The 25,263-nt window shown below is 72.0% G+C and carries 27 protein-coding genes; 9 read left to right on the forward strand and 18 right to left on the reverse strand.

Annotated features, from left to right (window positions below; all coding sequences use genetic code 11):
* Nucleotides 1-51 precede the first annotated feature (51 nt).
* A complete protein-coding gene (locus ACZ5ID_RS03020; protein ID WP_468892847.1) occupies nucleotides 52-738 on the forward strand; it encodes an MBL fold metallo-hydrolase in 687 nt (228 codons plus the stop codon).
* Nucleotides 739-763: 25 nt separating this feature from the next.
* Here ACZ5ID_RS03020 and ACZ5ID_RS03025 read toward each other — a convergent pair whose 3' ends face one another.
* Nucleotides 764-1,801: an NUDIX hydrolase gene (locus tag ACZ5ID_RS03025; RefSeq protein ID WP_468893172.1), complete on the reverse strand. Its 1,038-nt coding sequence runs from the start codon at nucleotides 1,799-1,801 to the stop codon at nucleotides 764-766.
* A gap of 241 nt (nucleotides 1,802-2,042) precedes the next feature.
* Between ACZ5ID_RS03025 and ACZ5ID_RS03030 the strand changes: the two genes are divergently transcribed.
* Nucleotides 2,043-2,219, forward strand: coding sequence for a hypothetical protein (locus tag ACZ5ID_RS03030; RefSeq protein ID WP_406555983.1), 177 nt, complete (start codon nucleotides 2,043-2,045; stop codon nucleotides 2,217-2,219).
* 20 nt (nucleotides 2,220-2,239) lie between these two features.
* Here ACZ5ID_RS03030 and ACZ5ID_RS03035 read toward each other — a convergent pair whose 3' ends face one another.
* The 5 genes from ACZ5ID_RS03035 to ACZ5ID_RS03055 all read right to left on the reverse strand — a co-directional run bounded on the left by ACZ5ID_RS03035 (nucleotide 2,240) and on the right by ACZ5ID_RS03055 (nucleotide 7,327).
* The gene (locus tag ACZ5ID_RS03035) at nucleotides 2,240-2,746 is read right to left on the reverse strand and encodes a DUF3761 domain-containing protein (RefSeq protein ID WP_468892848.1); all 507 of its coding nucleotides are present in this window, start codon (nucleotides 2,744-2,746) and stop codon (nucleotides 2,240-2,242) included.
* Between the two features lie 133 nt (nucleotides 2,747-2,879).
* Entirely contained in the window at nucleotides 2,880-3,803 is a 924-nt protein-coding gene (locus tag ACZ5ID_RS03040; protein ID WP_468892851.1) for a carbohydrate ABC transporter permease, read from the reverse strand.
* Entirely contained in the window at nucleotides 3,800-4,714 is a 915-nt protein-coding gene (locus ACZ5ID_RS03045; protein ID WP_468892853.1) for a carbohydrate ABC transporter permease, read from the reverse strand. Before ACZ5ID_RS03045 ends, ACZ5ID_RS03040 begins: the two co-directional genes overlap by 4 nt.
* 73 nt (nucleotides 4,715-4,787) lie before the next feature.
* The gene (locus ACZ5ID_RS03050; RefSeq protein WP_468892856.1) at nucleotides 4,788-6,080 is read right to left on the reverse strand and encodes an ABC transporter substrate-binding protein; all 1,293 of its coding nucleotides are present in this window, start codon (nucleotides 6,078-6,080) and stop codon (nucleotides 4,788-4,790) included.
* A gap of 284 nt (nucleotides 6,081-6,364) precedes the next feature.
* Nucleotides 6,365-7,327 (reverse strand): ROK family protein, encoded by a 963-nt coding sequence (locus tag ACZ5ID_RS03055; protein WP_468892857.1) that lies wholly within the window; start codon nucleotides 7,325-7,327, stop codon nucleotides 6,365-6,367.
* Between the two features lie 183 nt (nucleotides 7,328-7,510).
* Between ACZ5ID_RS03055 and ACZ5ID_RS03060 the strand changes: the two genes are divergently transcribed.
* The gene (locus tag ACZ5ID_RS03060) at nucleotides 7,511-8,548 is read left to right on the forward strand and encodes a LacI family DNA-binding transcriptional regulator (RefSeq protein ID WP_468892859.1); all 1,038 of its coding nucleotides are present in this window, start codon (nucleotides 7,511-7,513) and stop codon (nucleotides 8,546-8,548) included.
* A gap of 7 nt (nucleotides 8,549-8,555) precedes the next feature.
* Here the strand turns inward: ACZ5ID_RS03060 and ACZ5ID_RS03065 are convergent, their stop codons facing one another.
* The 6 genes from ACZ5ID_RS03065 to ACZ5ID_RS03090 all read right to left on the reverse strand — a co-directional run bounded on the left by ACZ5ID_RS03065 (nucleotide 8,556) and on the right by ACZ5ID_RS03090 (nucleotide 14,824).
* Entirely contained in the window at nucleotides 8,556-10,250 is a 1,695-nt protein-coding gene (locus ACZ5ID_RS03065) for a serine/threonine-protein kinase (RefSeq protein WP_468892860.1), read from the reverse strand.
* 67 nt (nucleotides 10,251-10,317) lie between these two features.
* Entirely contained in the window at nucleotides 10,318-11,616 is a 1,299-nt protein-coding gene (locus tag ACZ5ID_RS03070; RefSeq protein WP_468892862.1) for a DUF6986 family protein, read from the reverse strand.
* A 164-nt stretch (nucleotides 11,617-11,780) separates the two neighbouring features.
* The gene (locus tag ACZ5ID_RS03075) at nucleotides 11,781-12,743 is read right to left on the reverse strand and encodes an electron transfer flavoprotein subunit alpha/FixB family protein (RefSeq protein WP_468892864.1); all 963 of its coding nucleotides are present in this window, start codon (nucleotides 12,741-12,743) and stop codon (nucleotides 11,781-11,783) included.
* A gap of 57 nt (nucleotides 12,744-12,800) precedes the next feature.
* Nucleotides 12,801-13,586 carry an electron transfer flavoprotein subunit beta/FixA family protein gene (locus tag ACZ5ID_RS03080; protein ID WP_365101502.1) on the reverse strand — a complete coding sequence of 262 codons (786 nt, stop codon included), beginning with the start codon at nucleotides 13,584-13,586 and terminating at the stop codon, nucleotides 12,801-12,803.
* A 200-nt stretch (nucleotides 13,587-13,786) separates the two neighbouring features.
* Entirely contained in the window at nucleotides 13,787-14,296 is a 510-nt protein-coding gene (locus ACZ5ID_RS03085; RefSeq protein ID WP_468892865.1) for a flavin reductase family protein, read from the reverse strand.
* 207 nt (nucleotides 14,297-14,503) lie between these two features.
* Entirely contained in the window at nucleotides 14,504-14,824 is a 321-nt protein-coding gene (locus ACZ5ID_RS03090; protein WP_468892867.1) for a TlpA family protein disulfide reductase, read from the reverse strand.
* A 234-nt stretch (nucleotides 14,825-15,058) separates the two neighbouring features.
* On the opposite strand from ACZ5ID_RS03090, the gene ACZ5ID_RS03095 reads away from it, so the two are divergent.
* Nucleotides 15,059-15,790 (forward strand): lysophospholipid acyltransferase family protein, encoded by a 732-nt coding sequence (locus tag ACZ5ID_RS03095; protein WP_406552302.1) that lies wholly within the window; start codon nucleotides 15,059-15,061, stop codon nucleotides 15,788-15,790.
* A 13-nt stretch (nucleotides 15,791-15,803) separates the two neighbouring features.
* On the opposite strand, the gene ACZ5ID_RS03100 is transcribed toward ACZ5ID_RS03095, so the two are convergent.
* From ACZ5ID_RS03100 to ACZ5ID_RS03120, 5 genes are all read right to left on the reverse strand, one after another.
* Nucleotides 15,804-16,502 (reverse strand): B3/B4 domain-containing protein, encoded by a 699-nt coding sequence (locus ACZ5ID_RS03100; RefSeq protein WP_468892869.1) that lies wholly within the window; start codon nucleotides 16,500-16,502, stop codon nucleotides 15,804-15,806.
* A 13-nt stretch (nucleotides 16,503-16,515) separates the two neighbouring features.
* Nucleotides 16,516-17,115 (reverse strand): transglutaminase-like domain-containing protein, encoded by a 600-nt coding sequence (locus tag ACZ5ID_RS03105; RefSeq protein ID WP_468892870.1) that lies wholly within the window; start codon nucleotides 17,113-17,115, stop codon nucleotides 16,516-16,518.
* A gap of 106 nt (nucleotides 17,116-17,221) precedes the next feature.
* Nucleotides 17,222-18,283, reverse strand: a complete 1,062-nt coding sequence (locus ACZ5ID_RS03110; RefSeq protein ID WP_468893174.1) for a threonine aldolase family protein — start codon at nucleotides 18,281-18,283, stop codon at nucleotides 17,222-17,224.
* Nucleotides 18,280-19,041, reverse strand: coding sequence for an SDR family NAD(P)-dependent oxidoreductase (locus ACZ5ID_RS03115; RefSeq protein ID WP_468892871.1), 762 nt, complete (start codon nucleotides 19,039-19,041; stop codon nucleotides 18,280-18,282). The genes ACZ5ID_RS03110 and ACZ5ID_RS03115 overlap by 4 nt, the downstream gene beginning before the upstream one ends.
* A 23-nt stretch (nucleotides 19,042-19,064) precedes the next feature.
* Entirely contained in the window at nucleotides 19,065-20,462 is a 1,398-nt protein-coding gene (locus tag ACZ5ID_RS03120) for a DUF6421 family protein (protein ID WP_468892873.1), read from the reverse strand.
* Nucleotides 20,463-20,835: 373 nt separating this feature from the next.
* On the opposite strand from ACZ5ID_RS03120, the gene ACZ5ID_RS03125 reads away from it, so the two are divergent.
* Nucleotides 20,836-21,519 (forward strand): glycerophosphodiester phosphodiesterase, encoded by a 684-nt coding sequence (locus ACZ5ID_RS03125; protein ID WP_468892874.1) that lies wholly within the window; start codon nucleotides 20,836-20,838, stop codon nucleotides 21,517-21,519.
* 16 nt (nucleotides 21,520-21,535) lie between these two features.
* Here ACZ5ID_RS03125 and ACZ5ID_RS03130 read toward each other — a convergent pair whose 3' ends face one another.
* The gene (locus ACZ5ID_RS03130; protein WP_468892875.1) at nucleotides 21,536-22,081 is read right to left on the reverse strand and encodes a GNAT family N-acetyltransferase; all 546 of its coding nucleotides are present in this window, start codon (nucleotides 22,079-22,081) and stop codon (nucleotides 21,536-21,538) included.
* 87 nt (nucleotides 22,082-22,168) lie between these two features.
* Here ACZ5ID_RS03130 and ACZ5ID_RS03135 point away from each other — a divergent pair, with 87 nt between their 5' ends.
* The 4 genes from ACZ5ID_RS03135 (at nucleotide 22,169) to ACZ5ID_RS03150 (ending at nucleotide 25,238) form a co-directional block, all read left to right on the forward strand.
* Nucleotides 22,169-22,555, forward strand: coding sequence for a VOC family protein (locus tag ACZ5ID_RS03135; protein ID WP_468892876.1), 387 nt, complete (start codon nucleotides 22,169-22,171; stop codon nucleotides 22,553-22,555).
* A gap of 158 nt (nucleotides 22,556-22,713) precedes the next feature.
* Nucleotides 22,714-23,286, forward strand: a complete 573-nt coding sequence (locus tag ACZ5ID_RS03140; RefSeq protein ID WP_468892877.1) for a DUF5134 domain-containing protein — start codon at nucleotides 22,714-22,716, stop codon at nucleotides 23,284-23,286.
* A gap of 197 nt (nucleotides 23,287-23,483) precedes the next feature.
* Complete coding sequence (locus tag ACZ5ID_RS03145; RefSeq protein WP_468892879.1) at nucleotides 23,484-24,419, forward strand: M56 family metallopeptidase; 936 nt, start codon at nucleotides 23,484-23,486, stop codon at nucleotides 24,417-24,419.
* Nucleotides 24,420-24,545: 126 nt separating this feature from the next.
* Nucleotides 24,546-25,238: a phosphatase PAP2 family protein gene (locus tag ACZ5ID_RS03150; RefSeq protein WP_468892880.1), complete on the forward strand. Its 693-nt coding sequence runs from the start codon at nucleotides 24,546-24,548 to the stop codon at nucleotides 25,236-25,238.
* Nucleotides 25,239-25,263: the final 25 nt, after the last annotated feature.

Consider the following 25,263-nt stretch of genomic DNA (forward strand, 5'->3'; position numbering starts at 1 on the left):
GCAGAGCGTAGATCCGTGCGGCGGACCCCGGCGCCGCCGTACGTTCGCCGCATGGATCTCGTACCGGTCACCCCCGAGCTGCACATGTTCCGCTTCCCCGTCGGCCAGGCCTATCTGTGGCGCGACGGGGACGAGTTGACGCTGGTGGACGCGGGTGACGTCAACGCCGCGGCCCCCATGGAGAAGGCGATACGGGACCTCGGTCTCGACCCGGGCGCCCTGCGCCGGATCGTGGTCACCCACGGCCACCGGGACCACTACGGCGCGGCGGAGGAGCTGGCCGGGCGGTACGGGGCCGAGGTGATCGCGCACCGGCTGGACGCGCCGGTGATCCGGGGTGAACGGCCGGTGCCCGAGCCCGATCTGCTCGAGTGGGAACTTCCGCTGTACGAGCACGCGTTGACGGTCCCCGAGGCCCCGCCGACCCGGGTCGACCGCGAGGTCGGGGACGGCGAGGTGCTCGACTTCGGCGGGGGCGCGGTGGTGGTCCACTCCCCCGGTCACACCGACGGCTCCATCGGTGTCCATCTGCCGCGCCACGGCGTGCTCTTCACCGGCGACTGCGTGGCCGGGGTCGGCCAGGTGATGCTGGGCGTCTTCAACGTGGACCGCGCCCGCGCCCGGGACTCCTTCCGCCGTCTCGCCGCGCTCGCCCCGTCCGTGGCGTGCTTCGGTCACGGGGACCCGCTGACGCGGGACGCGGCGAGGGTGCTGCGCGAGACGGCGGAACAGGACTGACGGCCGGCGCGCCGGGTGCGAGGGCTCAGCCCACCGGCACCCCCGCCTCCAGGTTGAGCACCGTCGACTTCTCCCGGGCCCGCAGCGCCCAGCGCAGCCGTTCGTAGCGGGCGGGCGGCAGCAGCCGGGACGCCTCCTCCTCGCCGACGAACCGCCAGTCGCGCAGTTCGGAGCCGGGCAGCAGGACCTGTCCGGCCCCGGCGCTGTCGAGCCGGCCACCGTCGAAGAGCAGCCGCAGCCCGCCGTAACCCGGCGGGGCGGGCGGCTCCCAGTCGACGACCAGGAGGCGGGGCACCCGGTCGAGCCGTATCCCGATCTCCTCCTCGACCTCGCGCATGCCCGCCCGGGCGGGCGCCTCGCCGCGCTCCACCACTCCGCCGGGGAACTCCCAGCCCGGCTTGTACGTCGGATCCACCAGCAGCACCCGGTCGCTCTCGTCGAAGAGCAGCACCCCGGCGGCGAGCGTCTCGGCGGTCGGCTCCGGGGTCTGGACGATCTCGCTGACGGGTGCGGCGTCCGTGCGTACGGCCTCGGCGATGCGCTCGGCGGTCTCGCGCGGGGTGAGGGCGCCGTTGTCGACGGCGTGGGCGTCCCGGCCCAGCCAGCCGAGGGCCGCCCGGTAGGGCGCGATGTGCTCGTACGCCCACTGGCGGCAGCGCTCGCTCGCCTCGGGGTCGTCGGGGACTTCGACCCGGGCGGCTATCCGGCCGCGCAGGATCGTTTCCTCAGGTGTCAGGAGCACATGCCGCACCGCTATGCGACGGGAGGCGAGGCCGCCGAATATCTCGTCGCGGTACTCCTGCCGCAGCAGCGTCATGGGCACCACGAGCACCCCGCCGACCTCGGCGAGCAGCGCGGCGGCGCCGTCCACCACCAGCCGCCGCCAGCTGGGCAGGTCCTGGTAGTCACCGACCTCCGCGAGACGCTTCTGCGGGAGCAGGTGCTTCAGCACCGCGCCGATCACCTCGGGGTCGTACAACGTGCTGTTCGGGATCAGGTCGACCAGTTCGCGCGCGGTGCTGGTCTTGCCCGCGCCGAACGCACCGTTGATCCAGACGATCACGGTTGCCCCCTCTTCCATAGCCCCCAGTGGATTGCCCGCAACAGAGTGCCACGGAATCGCCGGGGCGGAACCGGGCGTCCTGATCTTGTACACAACTGTGGCGCCCTTGTTGCACATCCGTCCGGGCCGTTCCGGCTGCCCGCCGCGTCCTTCTCCCCGGGCACCGGCCACGGGGGGCCGTAACGCATCCGGCGAGAACGTCGTTGTGCGGGTGCCGGAAGAGAGTGAGGGGGTGCGGCGGATGCGTCGTACTGTGCTGGAGCGCTTTCCCGCGGGCGGCCCGCGCGGCAGCTGGCCCGCCGAGGAGTTCGCGCGCGACCGCCGCGACGAGGGCGTGCCGGCGGAGGTCGTGATGGACCTGGAGTCGGACGCGTTCCTGGTGGTCGTCCGCCAGTACGCGCCGGAGCCCGCCCACTGACCCCCGCCCGGCCCGGCCGGCTACCGGTAGAAGACCGCGACGCCCCGGTGGTGTGAGCAGGCGCCCTGGTGGTGGGCCGCGAACGAGTACGTGCCGTCGTTGCAGAGGGCGGTGGCCCCGCCGTGGTCGCCACCGCTGCCACCTGAGTCGTCGGAGTCGTCCGACCCGCCGGAGGTGCTGCCGGAGCCGCCGGAGGTGCTGGACCCGCCGGAAGATCCGGAGCCGCCCCCGTCGTCGGTGCCATCGGACGCGCTCCCCCCGTCCGATCCGTCGTCGCCCGGGGTCACGTCGAGCGACAGCAGCGGGGCCGGCTCGGAGGGCGTTGGCGTGGGCGTCGGGGTGGGCGTGGGGGTGGGCGTCGGGCTCTCGGTGGTCGCGCTGGGCGTCGGGGACTGCGACGACTGGCTGGGTACGACCGTCCGACCGGCCTTGCCGTCCCCGGAGTCACCGCCTCCGCAGCCGGTCAGCGCGAGCGCGGCAGCCGCGACGAACCCGGCGGCGAGGGTGGAGATACGAGTGTGCTTCATGTGGCCCCCCTGGGCGATGAGACGGCCATCTCATCGCCACGGAGGGTCACGGGTGACGGTAGTTGCGCATTCGTTACCGTATGGATTCAGCCAGTTGACCGACAGTTGTTCGCTTTCTGTACGGACCGGTGGTCTATCCCTTGCTGGACCCGAGCGTCAGCCCCGCGATGAAGTGCCTCTGCAGCAGCAGGAACACCAGCAGCGTCGGCAGGGCCACGATGACCGAGCCCGCCGCCAGCAGGTTGTAGTCGGTGAAGAACTGGCCGCGCAGATTGTTCAGGGCCGAGGTGACGGGAAGTTTGTCGCCGTCGGACATGAAGACCAGGGCCCACAGGAAGTCGTTGTACATCCAGGTGAACTGGAGGGTGGCCAGGGCCGCCAGGGCCGGGCGGCACAGAGGCAGGGTGATGCGCCAGTACTGGGTCCACACGCCCGCACCGTCGACGATCGCCGCCTCCAGGATCTCCTGCGGGAGCGTGCGCATGAAGTTGGCCAGGACGAAGACGCAGAAGCCGACCTGGAAGCCGATGTGGACGACGATGACGGCCCAGTACGAGTCGAACATCGTCATCGAGTCGGACATCCAGTACGGCAGCGGGATGCGGTTGAACAGGACGTACAGCGGGGTGACGATGACCTGTTGGGGCAGCAGGTTGCCGGCCGTGAACAGCATCAGGAGCAGGATGCCGCCGCGCAGTCTGAGCCGGGAGACCGCGAAGGCCACGAACGACGCCAGGAACAGCGTCACGAGCACGCCCGGCACCGCGATGATCAGCGTGTTGACGAAGTACTTCGTCATGCCGGAGTCGCTGAAGGCCTGGGTGTAGTAGTCGAAGGAGAGGTGCTTGGGGAGGGAGAAGTAGCCGTACTTCGCCGTCTCGTCGTAGGGGCGCAGCGACGCGTAGACCGCGAGCAGCAGCGGGGCGAGGAAGGCCAGCGACACGGCCATCAGGAACGCGTGCACGCCAAGGCGGCCGGGTCGGACGCGGCGGCGCCGGGCCGTGGGAACGGCCGGCGGGGCGGTCACGGGGGTGACGGATGCGGTGTCCACGGTCATCGGCTCTTCTCCCCTCGGATCTCCTGGACCAGGTACGTCACGACGAACCCGAGGGAGACGGTCAGCAGCACGACGGCGATGGCGGAGCCGAAGCCGATGCGGCTGGCCTCGCCGATGATGTTGTCGGTGACGAGCACGGAGAGCACTTCGAGTCCGTTGCGGCCGTGGTTGACCGCGTACACGATGTCGAAGGCGCGCAGCGACTCGATGACGGTGATCACGCCGACGATCACATTGACCGGGCGCAGGGTGGGCAGCACGACCCGGAAGAAGGTCTGGGCCTCACCGGCCCCGTCGATCGCCGCCGCCTCCTTGAGCGTGGGGTCGACCGCCTTGAGGCCGGCCAGGTAGAGGATCATGACGTACCCCGTGTGCCGCCAGGCCGCCGCCAGCAGGATCATCCAGATGTTGAGGTCCGGGTCGCCCAGCCAGTCGGTCGGGTTCTCCCGGTCGCCGATGAGCGCGTTGAGGGCGCCCTGGTCGCGGGAGAAGACCAGTTGGGCGATGAAGCCGACGACGGCGAGCGAGAGCACGACCGGCATGTACAGCGTCGACTGGTAGAAGCGGCTGAAGCGGACGCCCCGGTCGATCAGTACGGCGAGCAGCAGCCCGAACGGCACGGCGACGAAGCCGAGGAAGGCCAGCCACATCAGGTTGTGGCGGACGGCCGGCCAGAAGGGCGGGTAGTTGGTGAAGATGTCGGTGTAGTTCTGCGTACCGACCCATTTGATGTCGCCGATCCCGTCCCAGCTGGTGAAGGAGAGGACGACGGAGGCGAGGGTCGGGCCCCACACGACGGCGAGGTCGAGCAGGACGGGTATGCCCAGCAGCACGCCGAGGACGACGAGGTCGCGGGCGGTGAACCGCCGCGGTCCTCGTCGTCCGGCGCGCCGTGCGGAGATGATCGACACGGCTGAGTACTCCAAGTCGGTGCGGGGGCGGGCCGGTTGGCTACGGGCCGGCCGGACGGCGCGGCGCCCGGCGTCAGTCCGCGGCGAAGATCGACTTTCGCTGGCGTTCGATGTCGTTGACCAGCCCGTCCACGTCGTCCGGGTTGCCGATGAACCGCTGGAGCGCCGGGATCATCACGGTGGAGGAGAAGTCCGGCCGGGTGTCGCGGTCCATGAACTGAGAGATCTGCTTGGCGCCGGAGATCAGTTCGACCGACTTCTTCTGCAGCGCGCTGTACTTGGAGGTGTCGGCCCCGCTGTTGACCGCGATGTTGTTGGGGTCACTGGCGAGGTAGATGTTCTCCGCGGTCGGGGTCGCCAGCCACTTCAGGAGGTCCTTGGCGCTCTCCATGTTCTTGGCCTTCTTGAGGTTCTTCGCGTTCTTGGCGAGGAGGAACCCGTCGATGGGCGCCTCGACCGCGTCCAGACCGTGCTCGGGGTTGATCACCGGGAAGGGGAAGAAGTCGAGGTCGCCCTGGTCGGCCACCGGGAACTGCTGTCCCGCGTGGGGCAGTCCGAACACCGCCATGCCCGCCTCCTTCTTCTGCAGGCTCTGCGCGGCCTCCTGCCAGGTGCGGCCGTTGGCGCCCTTCTGGCAGTACGGCAGGATCCGGCGCCAGGTGTCGAAGACCTCCTTGACGCGCTTGTCCGTCCACGCCTCCTTGCCGGCCATCAGATCGCGGTGGAAGTCGTACCCGTTGGTGCGCATGTTGAGGTAGTCGAACGTGCCCATCACGGGCCAGCCGTCCTTGTCGCAGAACGCGATCGGTACGAGCTTGTCCTTCTGCATCCGCCGGGCGAGCGCGATGTAGTCGTCGAGGGTCTTGGGCGCCTCGTAGCCGTGCTGCTGGAACACGCTCTTACGGTGGAAGACGGCCCACGGGTAGTAGTAGTACGGCGTGAGGTACTGCTTGCCGTCCTCGCCCGTCGACTGCGCCTTCAGCGCGGGCGAGAAGCCCTGGAAGCCCTGCCACAGGTCGCTGATGTCGTGCAGCAGCCCCTTCTTGGCGAAGAACTGCATACGGTTGCCCGCGAACCACATGAAGACATCGTCGGGCTTGCCCTGGAGATAGCGGTTGATGTTCTCCTGGAACGTGTTGTGGTCGACGGTGTTGACCTTGACCGTGCGGCCTTCCCCGGACTGCTTCGCGTACGCCGCGAAGGCCTCCCCGAAGGCCTTCTTCGGCACCGCGTCCGAGGAGTTGGAGCCCAGCCGGATCGTCTTGGCGTCGCCCCCGGGCCCGCTGTCGCAGGCGGCGAGCAGCGAGGGGAGGGTGACCGCCCCGGCACCGAACGCGGCGCTCCGGAGAAGACTCCGCCGGGACATCCGATGTCCCGCCACGCTCCCGGGCACCGCAAAACCTCTGAACGATGACTGTGCCATGTCCCCCTCCTCCAGGGTGTAACCCAACACAACCGAACGCGTGGTTTGGATCACACCCCCAACCGAAGGGGACGTCAAGGGTTCTGACGGGATTCCGAACAACCGTTACCCGTTCTGTTCCAACAGACTCCAACAAGCTCTACCGCAAACGCGCGTGGGAGAAGAGGGAAAGAAGGGGGTGGCGAATCGGTTCATCCGTCCTGGAACCGGAGGAAGGTGATGAGGGGTTACCTTCCCGCCCGCACTGCCCGGCGAGCAGTCGTCGGAGCGCTGATCGCGGCAGCCGCGGCACCGACCAGGCCCGCGTCCGTGCCCATCAGGGCGGGGGCGACCTTCAGGCCCTGGACGAAGGAGAGGGTGGCGTAGTCGTGCAGGGCGCGGCGCAGCGGGTCGAAGAGGACGTCGCCCGCCCCGGCCACGCCCCCGCCGATCACGGCGATCTCGATCTCCGTGAGGGTCGCGGTCGCCGCGATGCCGGCCGCGAGCGCCTGGGCGGCCCGCTCGAACGAGGCGAGCGCCACCGGATGCCCGGCGCGCGCCGCCTCGGCCACGGCGGCGGCCGACGTGTCGCCGTCCGGTCCCGGCGTCCAGCCGTTCTCCCGGGCCCGGCGGGCGATATTGGGGCCGCTGGCGATGCGCTCCACACAGCCGCGCGCCCCGCACGGACAGGGGTCGCCGTCGAGCTCGACACTGATGTGACCGATGTGACCGGCGTTGCCGGTGCGGCCCGGGTGAAGGCGTCCGCCGAGGACCAGACCGCCGCCCACACCGGTGGAGACGACCATGCACAGGGCGTTGTCGTAGCCGCGGGCCGCGCCCAGCCAGTGTTCGGCCGCGGTCATCGCCACCCCGTCGCCGACGAGCTCGACGGGCAGCCCGCCGGTGGCCGCCCGCACCCGCTCCACCAGCGGGAACCCTCGCCAGCCGGGGATGTTGACGGGGCTGACCGTCCCTTCGGACGCGTCGACCGGGCCCGCGCTGCCGACCCCCAGCGCCCCCACCCGCCCCCACAGTGCGGATCCGGCCAGCTCCGCGAGCACCTCGTCCACGGCCCGCGCCACCGTCTCGCCGTCCTCCCGGGCGGGCGTCGCCCGCTGGGTCCGTACGAGCAGTCGGCCACCGGCGTCCACCAGCGCTCCGGCGATCTTGGTGCCGCCGATGTCGAGCGCGGCGACGAGGTCGGTCTGCATCGGTGTCGGATCTCCTGGTGGGCGAGGGTGTCGAGCCGGTCGGATGAACAGTCTCCATTCACCTGACAACGTTGTCCAGGGCCTATGCTCGACGCCACACCGCGATCCCCCCGGATCCGCCCCGGACACCCCGCCCGAGCGCCCCGGGCCCGCTGAGCCTCCGACGACGACAGGACACCGCACGTGGCCGAGACCGCACGCCACCATGAGCCCCGCTACGGCATCCGGCCCACCATGAAGGATGTCGCCGCCCGCGCCGGTGTCGGGCTGAAGACGGTCTCCCGGGTGGTCAACGGCGAGGCCGGGGTCACCCCGGACACCGAGCGCCGGGTGACGGAGGCGATCGACGCACTGGGCTTCCGCCGCAACGACAGCGCGCGCGTGCTGCGCAAGGGGCGCACCGCCTCCATCGGGCTGGTCCTGGAGGATCTGGCCGACCCGTTCTACGGGCCGCTCAGCCGCGCGATCGAGGAGGTGGCCCGGGCGCACGGGGCGCTGCTCATCAACGGCTCCAGCGCCGAGGACGCCGACCGCGAGCAGGAGTTGGTACTGGCCTTCTGCGCCCGCCGCGTCGACGGGCTGATCGTGATCCCGGCCGGGGGCGACCACCGCTATCTGGAGCCCGAGATAAAGGCCGGGGTGGCGACCGTGTTCGTGGACCGCCCGGCCGGGCGGATCGACGCCGACGCGGTGCTCTCCGACAGCTTCGGCGGCGCACGCGAGGGCGTCGCCCACCTGGTGGCGCACGGCCACCGCAGGATCGGCTTCATCGGCGACCAGCCGCGCATCCACACCGCCACCGAGCGTCTGCGCGGCTACCGCGCGGCCATGGAGGAGGCGGGGCTCGTCGTGGCGGACGAGTGGGTCGCGCTCGGCTCCACCGAACCGGAGCGGGTGCGCGAGGCCGCCGAGGCGATGCTGAGCGGCCCCGAGCCGGTGACCGCCGTCTTCGCGGGCAACAACCGGGTGACCGTGACCGTGGTCCGCGTCCTGGCGGGCCGGGAGCACCCGGTCGCCCTGGTCGGCTTCGACGACATCGAGCTGGCCGACCTGCTCGGCATCACCGTCATCTCGCAGGACTCCGCCACCCTCGGCCGCACGGCGGCGGAGCGGCTCTTCCGCCGCCTCGACGGCGTGGACGAGGCGCCCGCGCGCGTGGTGGTGCCCACCACCCTCATCGCGCGCGGGTCGGGCGAGATCCGCCCGCCGGCCGTCGGCTGACCGCGGCTCAGCACACCGGCAGTCCGGGCACCGGCGCGTTGTTGGCGCCGCCCTTGAGGTAGACCACGCTGACGTAGACGTTGGTGTTGCCGCTGTCGTCGTCGGTGCGCGCCCAGTAGGTGTTGGTCCACTTTCCGTACGTCTCGCGGCGGCCCAGGTCGACCTGGCAGTAGAAGTAGTTGGTGCCCGCGTTGAGCACGCCCATCTCGCCGCCGTCGTGGCGGTAGCTCTTCGCGGTGCGCCACACCTGGCAGTCGACCTTGCCCGCGCCGGCGGGGTGGCAGGACGGGGCGGACGTGGAGCCGGTGCCGCCGCCGGAGGTTCCGCCGGCTCCGCCCGGGGTGGCGCTCGCGTGGCCGCCGGTGGGCGCCCTGCCCGGGGTGGTGCCGCCCTTCTCGCCGGGTCGCTTGCCTTCCTTGCCGTCCTTGGCGTCCTTGGCGGGGCGGCCCGCGCCGGGTGACGCGGAGGCGCGGCCGTGCCCGCCGGTCGGGCCGGGGCTCGCGGCGCCCTCCCAGACGCCGCCCGTGCCGTCCTGGGCGCCGGACGCCGACGGGCTCGCGCCGGACGCCGAGCCGACGGCCTGCTGCCGGGTGCCGTCGTCGTCCCCGGTGCCGACCAGGGCGTACGTGACACCGGCGCCCGTGAGGACGACGGCCGCGACGCCCGCCGCCACCAGGCCGCGCGCGCGTCCGCGTCCCCGGGCGGGCTCCGGCGCGGGCCGCTGGGTGACGAGGGGCCCGAAACCCTGCGGCCGGTGCGGCAGCACGTCCCGTACGGTCGCCTCGCGCGGCGGCGCCACCGGCTGCGGAGCGGGAGCGGGCGCCGGGACGGGCGGCGCGTCCATCGCGTGCGTGAGGACCGGGGGCCGGCCCTCGGCCACCGCCGCCAGCATCCGGGCCGCCGTGTCCGCGTCCGGGCGGTGGGCCGGATCCTTGTGCATCAGCTCGCGCAGTACGGGCGCGAGCGGTCCCGCCCGCACCGGCTCGGGCAGCGGCTCCGACACGATCGCGGAGAGCGTGGACCAGGTGGAGGTGCGGCGGAACGGCGAGGAGCCCTCCACCGCCGCGTACAGCGTGGCGCCGAGCGCCCAGACGTCGGACGCCGGGCCGGGGTCCTGGCCCTGGGCGCGCTCGGGCGCCAGGTAGTCCAGGGAACCGACCAGTTCGCCGCTGCGGGTCAGATGGGTGGCCGAGCCGTCGCCCGGGTCGTCCATCGCGGCGATGCCGAAGTCGGTGAGCACGACCCGGCCGCCGCGCTCCAGCAGGATGTTGCCGGGCTTGACGTCCCGGTGCAGCACGCCCGCGCGGTGGGCGGCGGCCAGCGCCTCCAGGACCCGGGCGCCGATCCCGGCCGCCTCGCGCGCGTCCAGCGCGCCGCGCTCGCTCAGCACCCCGTCGAGCGAGGGCCCCTCGACGAGCTCCATCACGATGACCGGGCGGCCGTCGTGCTCGGTGACGTCGTGGACGGCGACCACTCCGGGGTGGCGCACACGCGCGGCGGCGCGCGCCTCGCGCTGCATGCGCACCCGCAGATCGCCCAGTTCGGGCCCGGACGTGTCCGTGTACGTCCGCAGTTCCTTGACCGCGACCTCGCGGCCCAGCACCTCGTCGACGGCGCGCCAGACGACGCCCATGCCGCCCCGGCCCAGCTGTTCGATCAGCCGGTAGCGGCCCGCAAGCCGGTCGTTCTCCCCCGAAGACACCGCTGCCCCGTTCCCTGTGGTGATGTGGTCGCGTCCAGGGTAAGGGGCCGCGGTGACAGCTCCGCGGCTATGGGGCGGTGACGGTGAGCGCGGCCCGGCGCGGGGAGGAGAAGCCGTCGAGGTCGGCGCGGGTCAGCCCGGTCAGGCGGGTGACCTCCTCGGTGTCGAGGGCGCCGCAGTCCAGGCCGCGCAGCAGGAAGCCGCTGAGCGCCTTGGCGGTGGCGGGCTCGTCCATGACGTCGCCGCCGGCCTTGGCGACATAGGCCGCCAGCCGGGCCGCGGCGGCCTCCAGGCCCTCACGGTAGAAGGCGTACACCGCCGCGTACCGGGTGGGCAGATGGCCGGGGTGCATGTCCCAGCCCTGGTAGTAGGCGCGGGCCAGGGCACGGCGGGTGAGGCCGTAGTGGAGCCGCCACGCCTCGTGGACGTGGGCGGTGGGGCCGACGGGCAGGACGTTGGTGGAGCCGTCGGAGACCCGTACGCCGGTGCCCGCGGCGGCGACCTGCATCACGGCCTTGGCGTGGTCGGCCGCCGGGTGGTCGCTCGCCTGGTAGGCGGCGGAGACGCCCACGCAGGCGCTGTAGTCGAAGGTGCCGTAGTGCAGGCCGGTGGCACGGCCCTCGGCGGCGCCGATCATCCGGGCCACGGCGGCGGTGCCGTCGGCGGCCAGGATCGACTGGCTGGTCTCGATCTGGATCTCGAAGCCGAGCCGCCCGGCGGGCAGGCCGTGGGCCTTCTCGAAGGCCTCCAGGAGCCGTACGAAGGCGGAGACCTGCTCGGGGTAGGTCACCTTCGGCAGGGTCAGGACCAGTCCGTCCGGCAGGCCGCCGTGCTCCATCAGGCCGGTGAGGAAGACGTCGGTGGTGCGGATGCCGCGGTCGCGTACCGCGGCCTCCATGCACTTCATACGGATGCCCATGTACGGGGCGGCCGTGCCGGTCGCGTACGCCTCGGTGATCAGCCGGGCCGCGCGGGCGGCGGCGGTGTCCTCCTCGGCGTCCGGGCGCGGACCGTAGCCGTCCTCGAAGTCCACGCGCAGGTCCTCCACCGGCTCGCGCTCCAGCTTGGCGCGCACCCGCTCGTACACGGGCTCGGCGAGGTCGGCGTCGATGCCGAGCACGTCGGCGAAGGAGGCGGCGTCGGGGGCGTGTTCGTCGAGTGCGGCCAGCGCCCGGTCGCCCCAGGAGCGCGGGGTGTCCGCGTCGAAGAGGTCACCGGGTACGTAGACGGTGTGCACGGGCTGGCGGGTGCCGGGGTCGCCCGGGTAGCGGCGGGCGAGCTCCTCGTCCACGGCCGTCAGCGAGGCGCTGATCTCCTCGCTGACCGTGCCCGCGAGGCTCGTCGCCACCTTCTCCTGCTGACCCATCCCGCACCCTCCGCACACATTCGGATTTTCCACTTACCGGAATCATCGATCCGCATAGCAGAATTTAGTGAGGGGCACCCGTCACGTCAATGGCTGCCCGAAACGGCCGGGGGCCGCGCGGTGAAGATCACCACGCGGCCCCCGGGGCGGTACGGACGGGCAGGTCAGCCCTTGCGCGCCTGAACGGCTTCGGTCAGCTGCGGAACGACGTCGAACAGGTCGCCCACCACGCCGTAGTCGACCAGGTCGAAGATCGGCGCCTCGGCGTCCTTGTTGATCGCCACGATCGTCTTCGAGGTCTGCATACCGGCGCGGTGCTGGATGGCGCCCGAGATGCCGGAGGCGATGTAGAGCTGCGGCGAGACCGACTTGCCGGTCTGGCCGACCTGGTTGGAGTGCGGGTACCAGCCGGCGTCGACGGCGGCGCGGGAGGCGCCGACGGCGGCACCGAGCGAGTCGGCCAGCGCCTCGATGATCGCGAAGTTCTCGGCGCCGTTGACGCCACGGCCGCCGGAGACCACGATCGCGGCCTCGGTCAGCTCGGGACGGCCGGTCGACTCGCGCGGGGTGCGGGAGACGACCTTGGTGCCGGTGGCCTGCGCGGAGAAGGTGACCGACAGGGCCTCGACGGCGCCCGCGGCCGGGGCGGCCTCCACGGCGGCCGAGTTCGGCTTGACCGTGATGACCGGGGTGCCCTTGGAGACACGGGACTTGGTGGTGTACGAGGCGGCGAACGCCGACTGGGTGGCGACCGGGCCGTTGTCGCCGGCCTCCAGGTCGACGGCGTCGGTGATGATGCCGGAGCCGATGCGGACCGCGAGGCGGGCCGCGATCTCCTTGCCCTCGGCGGAGGACGGGACGAGCACGGCGGCCGGGGACACGGCCTCGTACGCGGCCTGGAGCGCGTCCACCTTCGGTACGACGAGGTAGTCGGCGAACTCGGGGGCCTCGGCGGTCAGCACACGGGTGGCGCCGTGCTCGGCCAGCGCGGACGCGGTGGCCTCGGCGCCGGCGCCGAGGGCGACCGCGACCGGCTCGCCGATGCGACGGGCCAGCGTCAGCAGCTCCAGAGTGGGCTTGCGGACGGCGCCGTCGACGTGGTCGACATAGACGAGAACTTCAGCCATGGGACTCAATCTCCTGCGAGTGCGAAGAATCTGGGGGCAGTCGGGGCTCTGCGAGCCTTAGATGAACTTCTGGCTCGCGAGGAACTCGGCCAGCTGCTTGCCGCCCTCGCCCTCGTCCTTGACGATCGTGCCGGCGGTACGGGCCGGACGCTCGGCGGCCGAGTCGACCGCGGTCCAGGCGCCCGCGAGGCCGACCTCGTCGGCGTCGAGGTCGAGGTCGCCCAGGTCCAGCGACTCCACCGGCTTCTTCTTGGCGGCCATGATGCCCTTGAAGGACGGGTAGCGGGCCTCGCCCGACTGGTCCGTCACCGACACGACGGCCGGCAGGGACGCCTCCAGCTGCTCCGAGGCGGTGTCGCCGTCGCGGCGGCCCTTGACCACGCCGTCCTCGACCGAGACCTCGGAGAGCAGCGTGACCTGCGGAACGTTCAGACGCTCGGCGAGCAGCGCCGGCAGCACGCCCATGGTGCCGTCGGTCGAGGCCATGCCGCAGACGACCAGGTCGTAACCGGTCTTCTCGATCGCCTTGGCGAGCACCAGCGAGGTGCCGACGACGTCGGTGCCGTGCAGGTCGTCGTCCTCGACGTGGACGGCCTTGTCGGCGCCCATGGAGAGCGCCTTGCGCAGCGCGTCCTTGGCGTCCTCGGGGCCGACGGTCAGCACGGTGATCTCCGCGTCGTCCGCCTCGTCGGCGATCTGCAGTGCCTGCTCGACCGCGTACTCGTCGAGCTCCGAAAGGAGGCCGTCGACGTCGTCGCGGTCGACGGTCAGGTCATCGGCGAAGTGCCGGTCGCCGGTGGCGTCGGGCACGTACTTCACACAGACAACGATCCTCAAGCTCACGCCGGCTCTCCTACTGCATCGTCATTTCTGGGCTGCCTTGTTGCACGCAGCATAGGCGCCTGATGGGGCGGTCTCCGGTCGGGGCGACCGACGCTCCGAACCAAATATTACTCGCCAGTACACCCACTGTGTTCCCCGTAAGCAAGCGCTTTGAACTGTGACGTTGCCAACGCTGAGTAACCGGCGGGTACGGAGACGATTCAGTCGCGCAGCGCGTTGAAGCGACCCTGGTGGTACAGGAGCGGACGGCCCGGTCCGGCGGGCTCGCCGAAGGCCGCCTCGCACACCACGATGCGGTGGTCGCCGGCCGGGATGCGCGCGGCCACCCGGCACACCAGCCAGGCCAGGACGCCGTCGAGGACGGGGACGCCCTCGGGGCCCGGCCGCCAGCGGGTGTCGCCGCCGAAGCGGTCGGCGCCGCTGCGGGCGAAGGTCGCGGCGAGGTCTTCCTGGTGTTCGCCGAGTATGTGGACGCCTATGTGCTCGGTCTCGGAGATCACCGGCCAGCTGGAGGAGCCGGTGCCGATGCCGAAGGAGAGCAGCGGAGGCTCGGCGGCGACGGAGTTCAGGGAGGTGGCGGTGAAGCCGACGGGACGGCCGTCACGCTGTGCGGTGATCACCGCCACACCGGCGGCGTGCTGACGGAAGACCGCGCGGAACAGCTGGGGGGAGGCGGCGCGTGCGGTGCCGAGTTCGGGCGAAGCCGTCATGGAGTTGTCCTTCTGCGGTCGGTGCGATGGGGCTGTGGACTGCTCAGCAGCCCGGACAGCGCGCACGTGCGGTGCGGGCGGCGTCCGCGGGGACGCAGCCGGGGAGAAGGATTCGGTTCGGCACGTCGTCAGATTGACGATTGCGGGTACACGCAGTCAAGTGCCTTCTACGATGTGGGAGATCCGTCACGACCCCCGCCGCCCCGCTCACACCGCCTGCCCCAGCGCGGCGATCACGTCGGCCCGGCGGGGCTGTCCCGCCGCGCGGCGCACGATCCGGCCGCCGCGGTCCAGGACCAGGACGGTGGGCGTGGCACGGATCTCCAGCGCCCGCACCAGCGCGAGGTGCTCCTCGGCGTCGATCTCCACATGCGCGACCCCGTCCACCATGGCCGCAACCTCCGCCAGGGTGCGCCGGGTTGCGCGGCAGGGCTGGCAGAACGCGCTGGAGAACTGCACCAGGGTCGCCCGCTCGCCCAGCTCCGCGCCCAACTGGGCTGCTCCCAGCCTCGGCCCGTCCTCGCGCACCGTGCTTCCTCTCCTCGGTCCAGCGGTCCGGACTCTTCAGCGCCGAGGACCGCCCGGAAGATTCCCACCCGCCCCCGACCTGCGCGTACGTGACGAGAATCTCCCCGTCCACAGGCCGCAGGACTGGCCACCACGGCGCGTATCGGGCACGATCTGCCCAACGCCGAAAACCTACGGCTGCGTAACTTCCACCGGAAGTACTCTCCCCCGGGAAAGCAGAAGGGTCTCCCCCAGATGGCAGAACTCGTCTATCGGCCGGTCGTCGGCGCCGCTCTCACGATGTTCAAGGCGCTCGACCTGAAGATCGACACCCAGGGTTCGGAGAACATCCCGCGCTCCGGCGGCGCGGTGCTCGTCAGCAACCACATCAGCTATCTGGACTTCATCTTCACCGGACTCGCCGCCCTGCCGCAGAAGCGCCTGGTGCGCTTCATGGCCAAGGAGTCGGTCTTCCGGCACCGCATCTCGGGCCCGCTGATGCGCGGGATGAAGCACATCCCGGTCGACCGCAAGCAGGGCGAGAACGCGTACGCGCACGCGCTGGACTCGCTGCGTTCGGGAGAGATCGTCGGTGTCTTCCCCGAGGCGACCATCTCGCAGTCGTTCACGCTCAAGAGCTTCAAGTCGGGTGCCGCCCGGCTCGCCCAGGAGGCCGGGGTCCCGCTGATCCCGATGGCGCTGTGGGGCACCCAGCGGGTGTGGACCAAGGGCCGGCCGCGCAACTTCAAGCGCAGCCACATCCCCGTCACCATCCGGGTCGGCGAGCCGGTCGAGGCGCCCGCCGACCAGTTCGCCGGGGCGATCACCCGGCGGCTGCGGGAGCGCTGCCAGGAGCTTCTGGAAGCCGCCCAGCGCGCCTATCCCGTACGTCCCAAGGACGCCGCGGACACCTGGTGGATCCCGGCGCACCTCGGCGGCACCGCGCCCACGCCCGAAGAGGTGCGCGAGCGCGAGGCCAGCCACTGAGGCGGCGCTGACGTCACGCCCCGGCGGCGACCGGGGCGTGCACGGTGACCCGGGCCCCGGGGCTCACCTTCTCCAGGAGCTCGGCGAGCTCCGCCGCGGCCACTTCCGGGCGGCAGTGCGGAGCCATGCCCTCCAGAAGGAAGAGCGCGTTGACGCTCTCCTCGGTGAGCCGGGTGCGCACGCCCTGGCGCCAGTTCCAGCGTCGGCAGGTGACACCCTCGTCGTCGCACCACACCACCTCGCCCGCCTCCGGGTGCTCGACCGCCGCCTCGCCGCCCGCCACGGTGTGGAAGGGCTCCTGGCCGGTGGCGCGGACCAGCCGCATCGATCCCGCGATGCGGTCGATGTCCTCGCCGCCGACCGGGACGAGGTGGGCCACGCTGATCGCGTTGTACACGTCGACGAGCCGGTTGATCCGCGGCAGCCCGCCGTCGGCGAGAGCGCGCTTGGCCAGCGCCTCGGCCGAGTTGCGGGTGCGTGAGGGCTTGGCGCCGAACGCGGTGTACGCCTCCCGCCAGGCGGCCATGTGCGGGTCCTCGTGCGGGTCGAGGGACCCCAGGCGCTCGCGCAGCCGCCGGGCGGCCTCGTCGAGCAGCGCCGAACCCGCCTCGTCGCTGGGCCCGTTGACGAGCCCGCGGGCCTCCACGGCGACATGGGTGAAGCCGGGCGCGATCGCGCGCACCTCGTCGGATACGGTGACGGTGAGCGTCATGGCGGGTCGTGCCTCACAGTTCGGTCAGGAGCGTCCGCCAGAGGTGCGGACGGTCGGGAGCGGCCTTCAGGGCGGCCAGCACCACCGGGTGTGGTACATCGTAGAGTACCGGATAGTCCACCTCATTGAACTTCGGGCGGGGCGTCCAGGCCAGCCGCTCCTGCCCCAGGGAGAAGCACGCGTCGACGCCGGGCTTGTTGCCGCGGACGTCCTGCCGCGCCCACTCGCGCTCACCGGGCAGCTTCAGGGCGACCAGCCCATGGATCGCCGGGTTAGTGCCGTCGTCGTCCGCGAGGCGCTGATAGCAGAGCGCGGCCGGTATCCCCTCGGCGCGCAGCAGGGCGGCGTAGGCGTGGGACTTGGCGTAGCAGATGCCGGTGCGCCGCTCCAGGACGTCGGAGGCCCGCCAGGTGACGCACTCGTCGCCCGCGTCCTGGGAGTGCGCGACGGTGTCGCGGACGTGTTCATAGGCGAGCTCGGCGTATGAGTATGCGTCAGTCGCCTGGGCGGCCAGCTTCGCCGCCAGCTCACGCACCACCGGGTGGTCATGGTCGATGACCTCGTCCGCCACGAGATAGGCGGAGAGTTCGGGGTTCCGCTGCTGAAGTCGCATGGCACGCGAGCGTACGAAAACGGCCGACCGCAAGTCAATGGCTTTACGGTCGGCCGTATAGATATTCAGTTTTGCGGAGTGGCTCAGGAGCCGTCGGAAGGCCGTCTCAGCGGGCCAGCTCTTCCTTGAGCGCCGCGAGGAAGCCGTCCACGTCGTCCTCGGTGGTGTCGTACGAGCACATCCAGCGCACATCGCCGGCCGCCTCGTCCCAGAAGTAGAAGCGGTAGCGCTTCTGGAGACGCTCGCTGACGTCGTGCGGCAACCGGGCGAAGACCGCGTTCGCCTGGACCGGGTAGAGGATCTCGACCCCGTCGACCGAGCGGACGCCCTCGGCGAGCCGCTGCGCCATCGCGTTGGCGTGGCGCGCGTTGCGCAGCCACAGGTCCTTGCTGAGCAGCGCCTCCAACTGCACCGAGACGAAGCGCATCTTGGAGGAGAGCTGCATCGACATCTTGCGGATGTGCTTCATCCGGCGCACCGCGTCCGGGTTGAGCACCACGACGGCCTCACCGAAGAGCATGCCGTTCTTGGTACCGCCGTACGAGATCACGTCGACGCCGGCGGCGTTGGTGAACGCGCGCATCGGCACGTTCAGGGAGGCCGCGGCGTTGGCTATCCGGGCACCGTCGAGGTGCACCTTCATCCCGTGCTGGTGGGCGTGGTCGCAGATCGCGCGGATCTCGTCGGGCGTGTAGACCGTGCCCAGCTCGGTGTTCTGGGTGACCGAGACGACCTGCGGCATCGCCCGGTGCTCGTCCTCCCAGCCCCAGGCCTGCCGGTCGATGAGCTCGGGGGTGAGCTTGCCGTCCGGGGTCGGCACGGTGAGCAGCTTCAGGCCCGCCATGCGCTCCGGCGCGCCGCCCTCGTCCACGTTGATGTGCGCGGACTCGGCGCAGATCACCGAACCCCAGCGGTCGGTCAGCGCCTGGAGGGCGACGACGTTGGCGCCCGTTCCGTTGAAGACCGGGAACGCCTCGGCACCCGCGCCGAAGTGGCTGTGGATGACGCGCTGGAGGTGGTCGGTGTAGTCGTCCTCGCCGTAGGCGACCTGGTGGCCGCCGTTGGCGAGGGCGATGGCGGCGAGGATCTCGGGGTGCACGCCCGCGTAGTTGTCGCTGGCGAAGCCGCGCACCTCGGGGTCGTGGTGGCGTCGTGCGTCCGTCTTCACGGCTTGGGGGTCAGCCACAGGCGCTGTCCGTTCACTTCCTCGGCGGGGCGGTCCCAGACTCCGGCGATGGCCTCGGCCAGCTCCTTGACGTCGGTGAAGCCCGCGAACTTGGCGTTGGGGCGCTCGGCGCGCATCGCGTCGTGCACCAGTGCCTTGATCACCAGGATGGCGGCGGCGGTGTTCGGACCGCCCTCGCCCCCCGCCTTGCGGAACGCGTCGGCGAGCGCGAGCGTCCAGGCCTCGGCCGCGGCCTTGCCCGCGTTGTACGCGGCGTTGTTCGCGGTGGGCTTGTGCGCCCCGGACTGGCTGACCAGCACGAAACGGCCGCGGTCGCTGCGCAGCAGCCCGTCGTGGAAGGCGAGCGAGGTGTGCTGCACGGTCTTGACCAGCAGCTTCTCCAGGAGCTCCCAGTCGGCGAGGTCGGTCTCCGGGAAGGAGGGGCTGCCGCGCCAGCCTCCCACGAGGTGGACCAGGCCGTCGATCCGGCCGAACTCCTTCTCGGTCCGGGCCGCCCACTCGCGGGTGGCGTCCAGGTCGAGCAGGTCGACGGTGTCGCCGACCACGGTCGCGCCGCCATGGGCGTAGCGCGCCGCGTCCACGGCCTCCGCGAGGCGTGCCGGGTCCGCGTCGGACGCCACCACGGTCGCGCCCGCCTCGGCGAGCCTGAGCAGGGCGGCGCGGCCCGCGGGGCCCGCCGCACCGGCCACCGCGACCACGGCGCCGCTCAGCGGCCCGCTGCCATTCCCGTTGACGTTCATGTTCATCTCCTCCGCACCAGTGCTCACGCGGCAGCCGGCTGGACGCTCGCCGCGGTGATCCCCTTGGTGGAGGCAATCACGTCCTTGAGCTTCTTGGCGAGCGCCTCATAGAACATGCTCAGGGGAAACTCGTCCGCGAGCACGTCGTCGACGAGCTTGCGCGGCGGCAGCGAGAGGTCCAGGGCGTCCGGGCCCTTGGCCCAGCGCGATCCCGGGTGCGGCGCGAGGTAGGTGGAGACCAGGTCGTACGCGGCGAACCAGTGCACCAGCTTCGGGCGGTCGATGCCGTCCCGGTAGAGCTTCTCGATCTCGGCGCAGAGCTCGTTGGTGACCCGGGGGGCCTGCTCCCAGTCGATGTGCAGCCTGTTGTCGGTCCAGCGCACCACGTCGTGCTTGTGCAGGTACGCGAAGAGCAGCTGACCGCCGAGGCCGTCGTAGTTGCGGTTGCGGTCGCCGGAGACCGGGAAGCGGAACATCCGGTCGAAGAGCACCGCGTACTGCACGTCGCGGCCGTGCTGGTTGCCCTCGGCCTCCAGCTTCACGGCCTCCTTGAAGGCGGTGAGGTCGCAGCGCAGCTCCTCCAGGCCGTACATCCAGAACGGCTGGCGCTGCTTGATCATGAACGGGTCGAAGGGCAGGTCGCCGTGGCTGTGCGTGCGGTCGTGGACCATGTCCCAGAGCACGAAGGCCTTCTCGCAGCGCTCCTGGTCGCCCACCATCTCCCGGATGTCCTCGGGCAGCTCGACGCCGAGGATGTCGACGGCCGCCTCGGTGACCCGGCGGAAGCGGGCGGCCTCGCGGTCGCAGAAGATGCCGCCCCAGGTGAACCGCTCGGGCGCCTCGCGCACGGCGATCGTCTCGGGGAAGAGGACGGCCGAGTGGGTGTCGTACCCGGCGGTGAAGTCCTCGAAGGCGATGCCGCAGAAGAGCGGGTTGTCGTAGCGGGTGGCCTCCAGCTCGGCCAGCCAGTCGGGCCACACCATGCGCAGGACGACCGCCTCCAGGTTGCGGTCCGGGTTGCCGTTCTGCGTGTACATGGGGAAGACGACCAGGCGCTGGAGCCCGTCGGCGCGGTCCGCGGCCGGGTGGAAGGCGAGCAGCGAGTCCAGGAAGTCCGGCACGTCGAAGGCACTGTCGGCCCATTTGCGCAGGTCGGCGACGAGGGCGCGGTGGTAGGCGGCGTCGTGCGGCAGCAGCAGGGAGAGCTCCTCGACCGCGCCCGCGACGCGCTCGACGGCGGCTTCGGCGGTGGCGCGGGACGGGGCGCCCTCGGCGTCGAAGTCGATGGAGCCGTCCTTGGACTGCCAGGGCCGGATCTCCTCGACGGAACTCTTGAGCACGGTCCAGGCAGGGTGCTCGACCACGGGCCGGGTGGCGAGAACGCCCCCGACAGCCACGTCCTGCACAAGAATTTCCGTCATGTCACTTCCTCCACAGGAGAACCTCGCGTCAAGACACCGTATCCGTGTTCGGTTACCCCGCTCAAGGGGGATCTCGGGAAATTATCCCGTACTACGTCACACAGGCCGCTGTTCTTCCTGTGAAGCTCCGCCGAGGCGCTCGGTTCTGCCACGGCGCGGACGTAGTGCTGGCCCGGGTCAAGACAGCGGCAACTCGCCCACCCGCGAGTGGCCTCTCAGGGGCGCGGATGCCCCGTGGCGTCCGGGCGGACACCGTGGATGCCCCGCGCGAGCCGGGGTCCATCGCGCGTCGCGGCCGTTAGGCTGCGGCACTGCCGCGTGGGCTCGGGATGGCCCGCCGCGGAAACCGCCGTCGACGGAAGCGAGGCCTGTCTTGACGTTCCTCACCATCGGTCATCGCGGGGTCATGGGTGTCGAGCCGGAGAACACCCTGCGTTCCTTCGTTCGCGCCGAACGCTCGGGCATGGACGTCATCGAGCTGGATCTGCACCTCAGCAAGGACGGCGCGCTCGTCGTGCTGCACGACGCGGACGTGGACCGCACCACGGACGGGAAGGGCCCGGTGGCCGACAAGACGGTCGCGGAGCTGAGGGAGCTCGACGCGGGCCAGGGCGAGCGCATCCCGCTGTTCGAAGAGGTCCTGGACGCGGTCGCCTCACCGCTCCAGGCCGAGATCAAGGACGTCAGGGCCGCCGACGAGCTCGCGCGCGTCATCCACGCGCGCGATGTCGTGGGCCGGGTGACGGTCTCCTCGTTCCACGAGGAGGCGCTGGTGCGGATGGCCTCGCTGGTGCCGGGGGTACGGACGGTCCTGGTCGCGAGCCGCTGGGACACCGGCATCGCGGACCGGGCCGCGGCGGTCGGCGCGCACGCCCTCTCGCTCGACATCCGCCGGCTGACCCTGGAGGACGTCGAACGGGCGCACGCCGCGTCCGTACAGGTCATCGGCTGGGTGGTGAACACCCAGGACCATCTGCGGCTGGTCCGCGCGCTGGGCCTGGACGGCGCGACGACCGACTATCCGGAGATCCGCCGCACCGGCCGCTTCACGGCCTGACAGACGCCCCCGGCGGTCACCGGACCAGCTCCTTCACCAGCAGCTCGAAGGCGAGGTCCGCGCGCTGGGGGATGCCGAAGCGCTCGTCGCCGTACGGGAAGGGCGTCAGCTGTCCCGTACGGCGGTAGCCGCGCCGCTCGTACCAGGCGATCAGCTCGTCCCGTACCGAGATCACCGTCATGTGCATCTCGGTGACGCCCCACGTCTCGCGCGCGCTGCGCTCCGCCTCGGCGATGATCTCCTTGCCGAGGCCGCCGCCCTGGAGTTCGGGGCGGACCGCGAACATCCCGAAGTAGGCCGCGTGGCCGCGGTGTTCGAGCTGGCAGCAGGCGACGATCCGGCCGTCCCGCTCCACCGTGAGCAGCCGGCTGCCGGGCGTCGTGATCACCTGGCGCACCCCCTCGGGGTCGGTGCGCTGCCCCTCGAGGATGTCCGCCTCGGTGGTCCAGCCCGCCCGGCTGGTGTCCCCCCGGTACGCCGACTCGATGAGCGGGACCAGCTCCTCGACATCGGCCTCGGTGGCGTCCCGGTAGCTCAGCTCTCCGGCGCGGGTGGTGTCCATGGCGAACGTTCTCCCAACTGCATCATGACGTGGCGGGCGCACCCCGAGCCTAACCCCGCCCCGGCGGGCGTCTTCTAACCTGCCTCCATGGTTCATGTGCTGAGCAGCAGGACCCTTCTGCGCCCCACCGACCCGGACCGCTCCCGCGCCTTCTACGGCGGGCAGTTGGGCCTCCCGGTCTACCGCGAGTTCGGTACGGGACCGGAACGCGGCACGGTCTACTTCCTCGGCGGCGGCTTCCTGGAGGTCTCCGGCCGCGCCGAGGCGCCCCTCTCCCCCGGTCTGCGGCTGTGGCTCCAGGTGGCGGACGTGGCCGAGGCGTACGAGGAGCTGACCGGGCGCGGGGTGGAGATCTCGCGGCCCCCGGTGCGCGAGCCGTGGGGACTGGTGGAGATGTGGCTCCAGGACCCGGACGGGGTGCGGATCGTGGTGGTGGAGGTGCCGGCCGACCACCCGCTGCGCTTTCGCCCCTGACCCGGCCTCCTCCGGCCGCGCCGGGTCCGGCGGGACGGCCCTCCGCCGTCCCGCGAGCCCCTCACGCGCCCCCTTGTGTGTCCTTGCGCCCGCGTGCGCGACCGGCCCCACGGGCATCGACCCCTCGGCGGGGCGACATGTGGAGCGGGGAGGTGGCCATGCACGGAACGGCGCTGTCCGGCTGGCTGCTCGTGGCGGTCTGCGCGGCCACCGGCGCGTACGGCGTCCTGCGGCTGCGCAGCGGCTGCCCTCACGCGCGCGACTCGGCCGGGGGCGAGGCGGTGATGGGGTTCGGCATGGCCGCGATGGCCGTCCCGGCGGCCTTCGCGACCCCGCCGCCCTGGATCTTCGCCGGGTACGCGGGGGTCTTCGGGGCCACGGCCCTGCGGGCGGGCTGGCTCGTCCACGCGCGCGTGGCCGGCGGCGGACACCATCTGCACCACGCCATCGGCTCGCTCGCGATGGTCTACATGGCGCTGACGATGGGCGCCCCCGGCGGCCACCCGGGCCACGAGGGCCACGCGGGGGCCGCGGGCGGCATCCCCCCGCTCACCGGCGCGCTGCTCGTCTACTACGTCGGCTACGTCCTCACGGCCGGGATACGGCTGCTGCCCACGGCGGGGCCCGCCGGGGCGGTCGCCGCGCCGGGCTGGGGCGCGCGGCCCGAACTGACCCTGGCCTGCCGGTTGTCGATGGGGATGGCCATGCTGGCGATGCTGCTCGCCCTGTGACGGACGTCGGGGGCCGGCCCGCGACGTCCGTCGGGGCCCGTCCCCCGCGGTGCGCCCGGTGTTCGTCCGCCCCCCGTCCGCCGTTCTCCCGGCCGCCCTCCCGGACGCCGGTGGACGGCCGTGATCAAAACGTGGCGTGCGTCACTTGCCGCGCGAGGTCGTACCTATGGGGACGGCCCCGCTCATAGGCTGAGGACATGATGGTCTCCCTCGCGCTGCTGGCGCTCGGCGTCGTGTCCGCCGTGGTGGCCCCGCGCCTGTTCGCGCGTGCCCACTGGGCCGAGCGCGAGCCGGTGGTGGCGTTGTGGGTCTGGCAGTGCGTGGTGGGGGCGGTGCTGCTCTGCTTCGCCCTGGCGATGGTGTTCAGCGCGGCGGCTGCCTGGCAGACGGTACGGGGCCAGGTGTTCGCGACCGCCCCGCGCGCGGTGATCGACGCGTATGCGCTGGGGCCGTACGGCCCGTGGTCGGCGGCGCTCGCGGTACTGCTCTTCTGCGGCGGTGCCTGGACGGCCGCGATGCTCACCCGGGAGATCCGCGACGCGCGGGCCCGGCGCCGGGCGAGCCGTTCGGAGCTGCTGGTACGCGCACCGCTGCTGCCCGGCGAGGCACCCGGCGGGGCGCCGCTGGTGGTCCTGGAGGGGCCGCGTCCAAACGCCTGGTGGCTGCCGGGGCCCAGTCCCCAACTGGTCATCACCACCGCGGCACTTCGCCGCCTGAAGGGCCGTCAGCTCGACGCCGTGCTCGCCCATGAGCAGGGGCACGCGCGCGCCCGCCACCACTGGCTGCTGAACTGTTCGGCCGCGCTGGCCAACGGATTCCCGAAGATCCCGGTGTTCGCGGCCTTCCGTGACGAGATGCACCGGCTGGTCGAGCTGGCCGCGGACGATGTCGCCTCGCGCCGCTACGGCCGGCTGACGATCGCGCTCGCGCTGGTCGAACTCAACGAGGACCGGGGCCTGTTCGGGCCCTGCCCGGCCCCGCACGGCGAGGTCCCGCAGCGGGTCAACCGCCTGCTGGCCGCCTCGCCCCGGCTCACCGCCGGCCACCGGCTCCGGCTGACGGCGTCGGCCGCCCTGGTCCCGGTCGTGCCCCTGCTGGTGGCCTTCGTCCCGGCGCTGCGCGCCCTCGGCTAGGGCGGGTTGCCAAAGTAGCGCCGTCCGCCCGAAGGGCGAGCCACCCGCCACCTTGCCGGCCGCCCCACGACGCCGCGCACGCACCCCGCGCGCACGAGCCGCGGGCGTCTCAGCGAGGATCGAGCCATGCCCGTCGCACCCCCGCCGGTCCGCGTCCCGGCCCCCGTAGTCGGCCCGGCCCGCGCGGGCGCCGCCCTGACGGCCCTCTCCGGCCTCCTGCTGGCCCTTGTGGCGGTCTCGTGGGGCCCGCTGATGGACCTGGACCGCGCGGTCGCCGACGGGCTCCACAGGAGGGCCGTGGCCGAGCGGGGTCTCACCCACCTCAACCGGGTGCTCACCGACTGGGTCTGGGACACCTGGACGATGCGCGCGCTGCTGGCCGCGGTGGTCGTCGCCGTCTTCGTACGCGGCGGGCGGCGCGTGGCGCTGTGGGCCGCGGCGACGAGCGCGCTGGGCACGCTGGTGCAGCAGACCATGAAGGCGGCGCTCGGGCGGGAACGGCCCAAGTGGCCGGATCCCGTCGATTCCGCCTCGTACGCGGCCTTCCCGTCCGGCCACGCGCTCACCGTGACGGTGACATTCGGCCTCCTGCTGTGGCTGGCCGTCGCCCGGGGCGCCCGCCCGGCGGTGCGGCGGGCGGTGGCCGCGCTCGGCGCCGTCTCGGTGCTCGGGGTGGGCTTCACCCGGGTCTATCTCGGCGTCCACTGGCTCTCGGACGTGGCCGGCGGCTGGCTGATCGGGGCGGCACTGGTGTGTCTGTCGGTGGCGGCGTACGGGCGATGGGGCGCGAACCGGCCGCCCGGGAGCGACAGGGCTTGAACCGGCCACCGGCCGCACGCGAGGA

It is taken from the genome of Streptomyces sp. NPDC031670 (genome assembly GCF_055580545.1).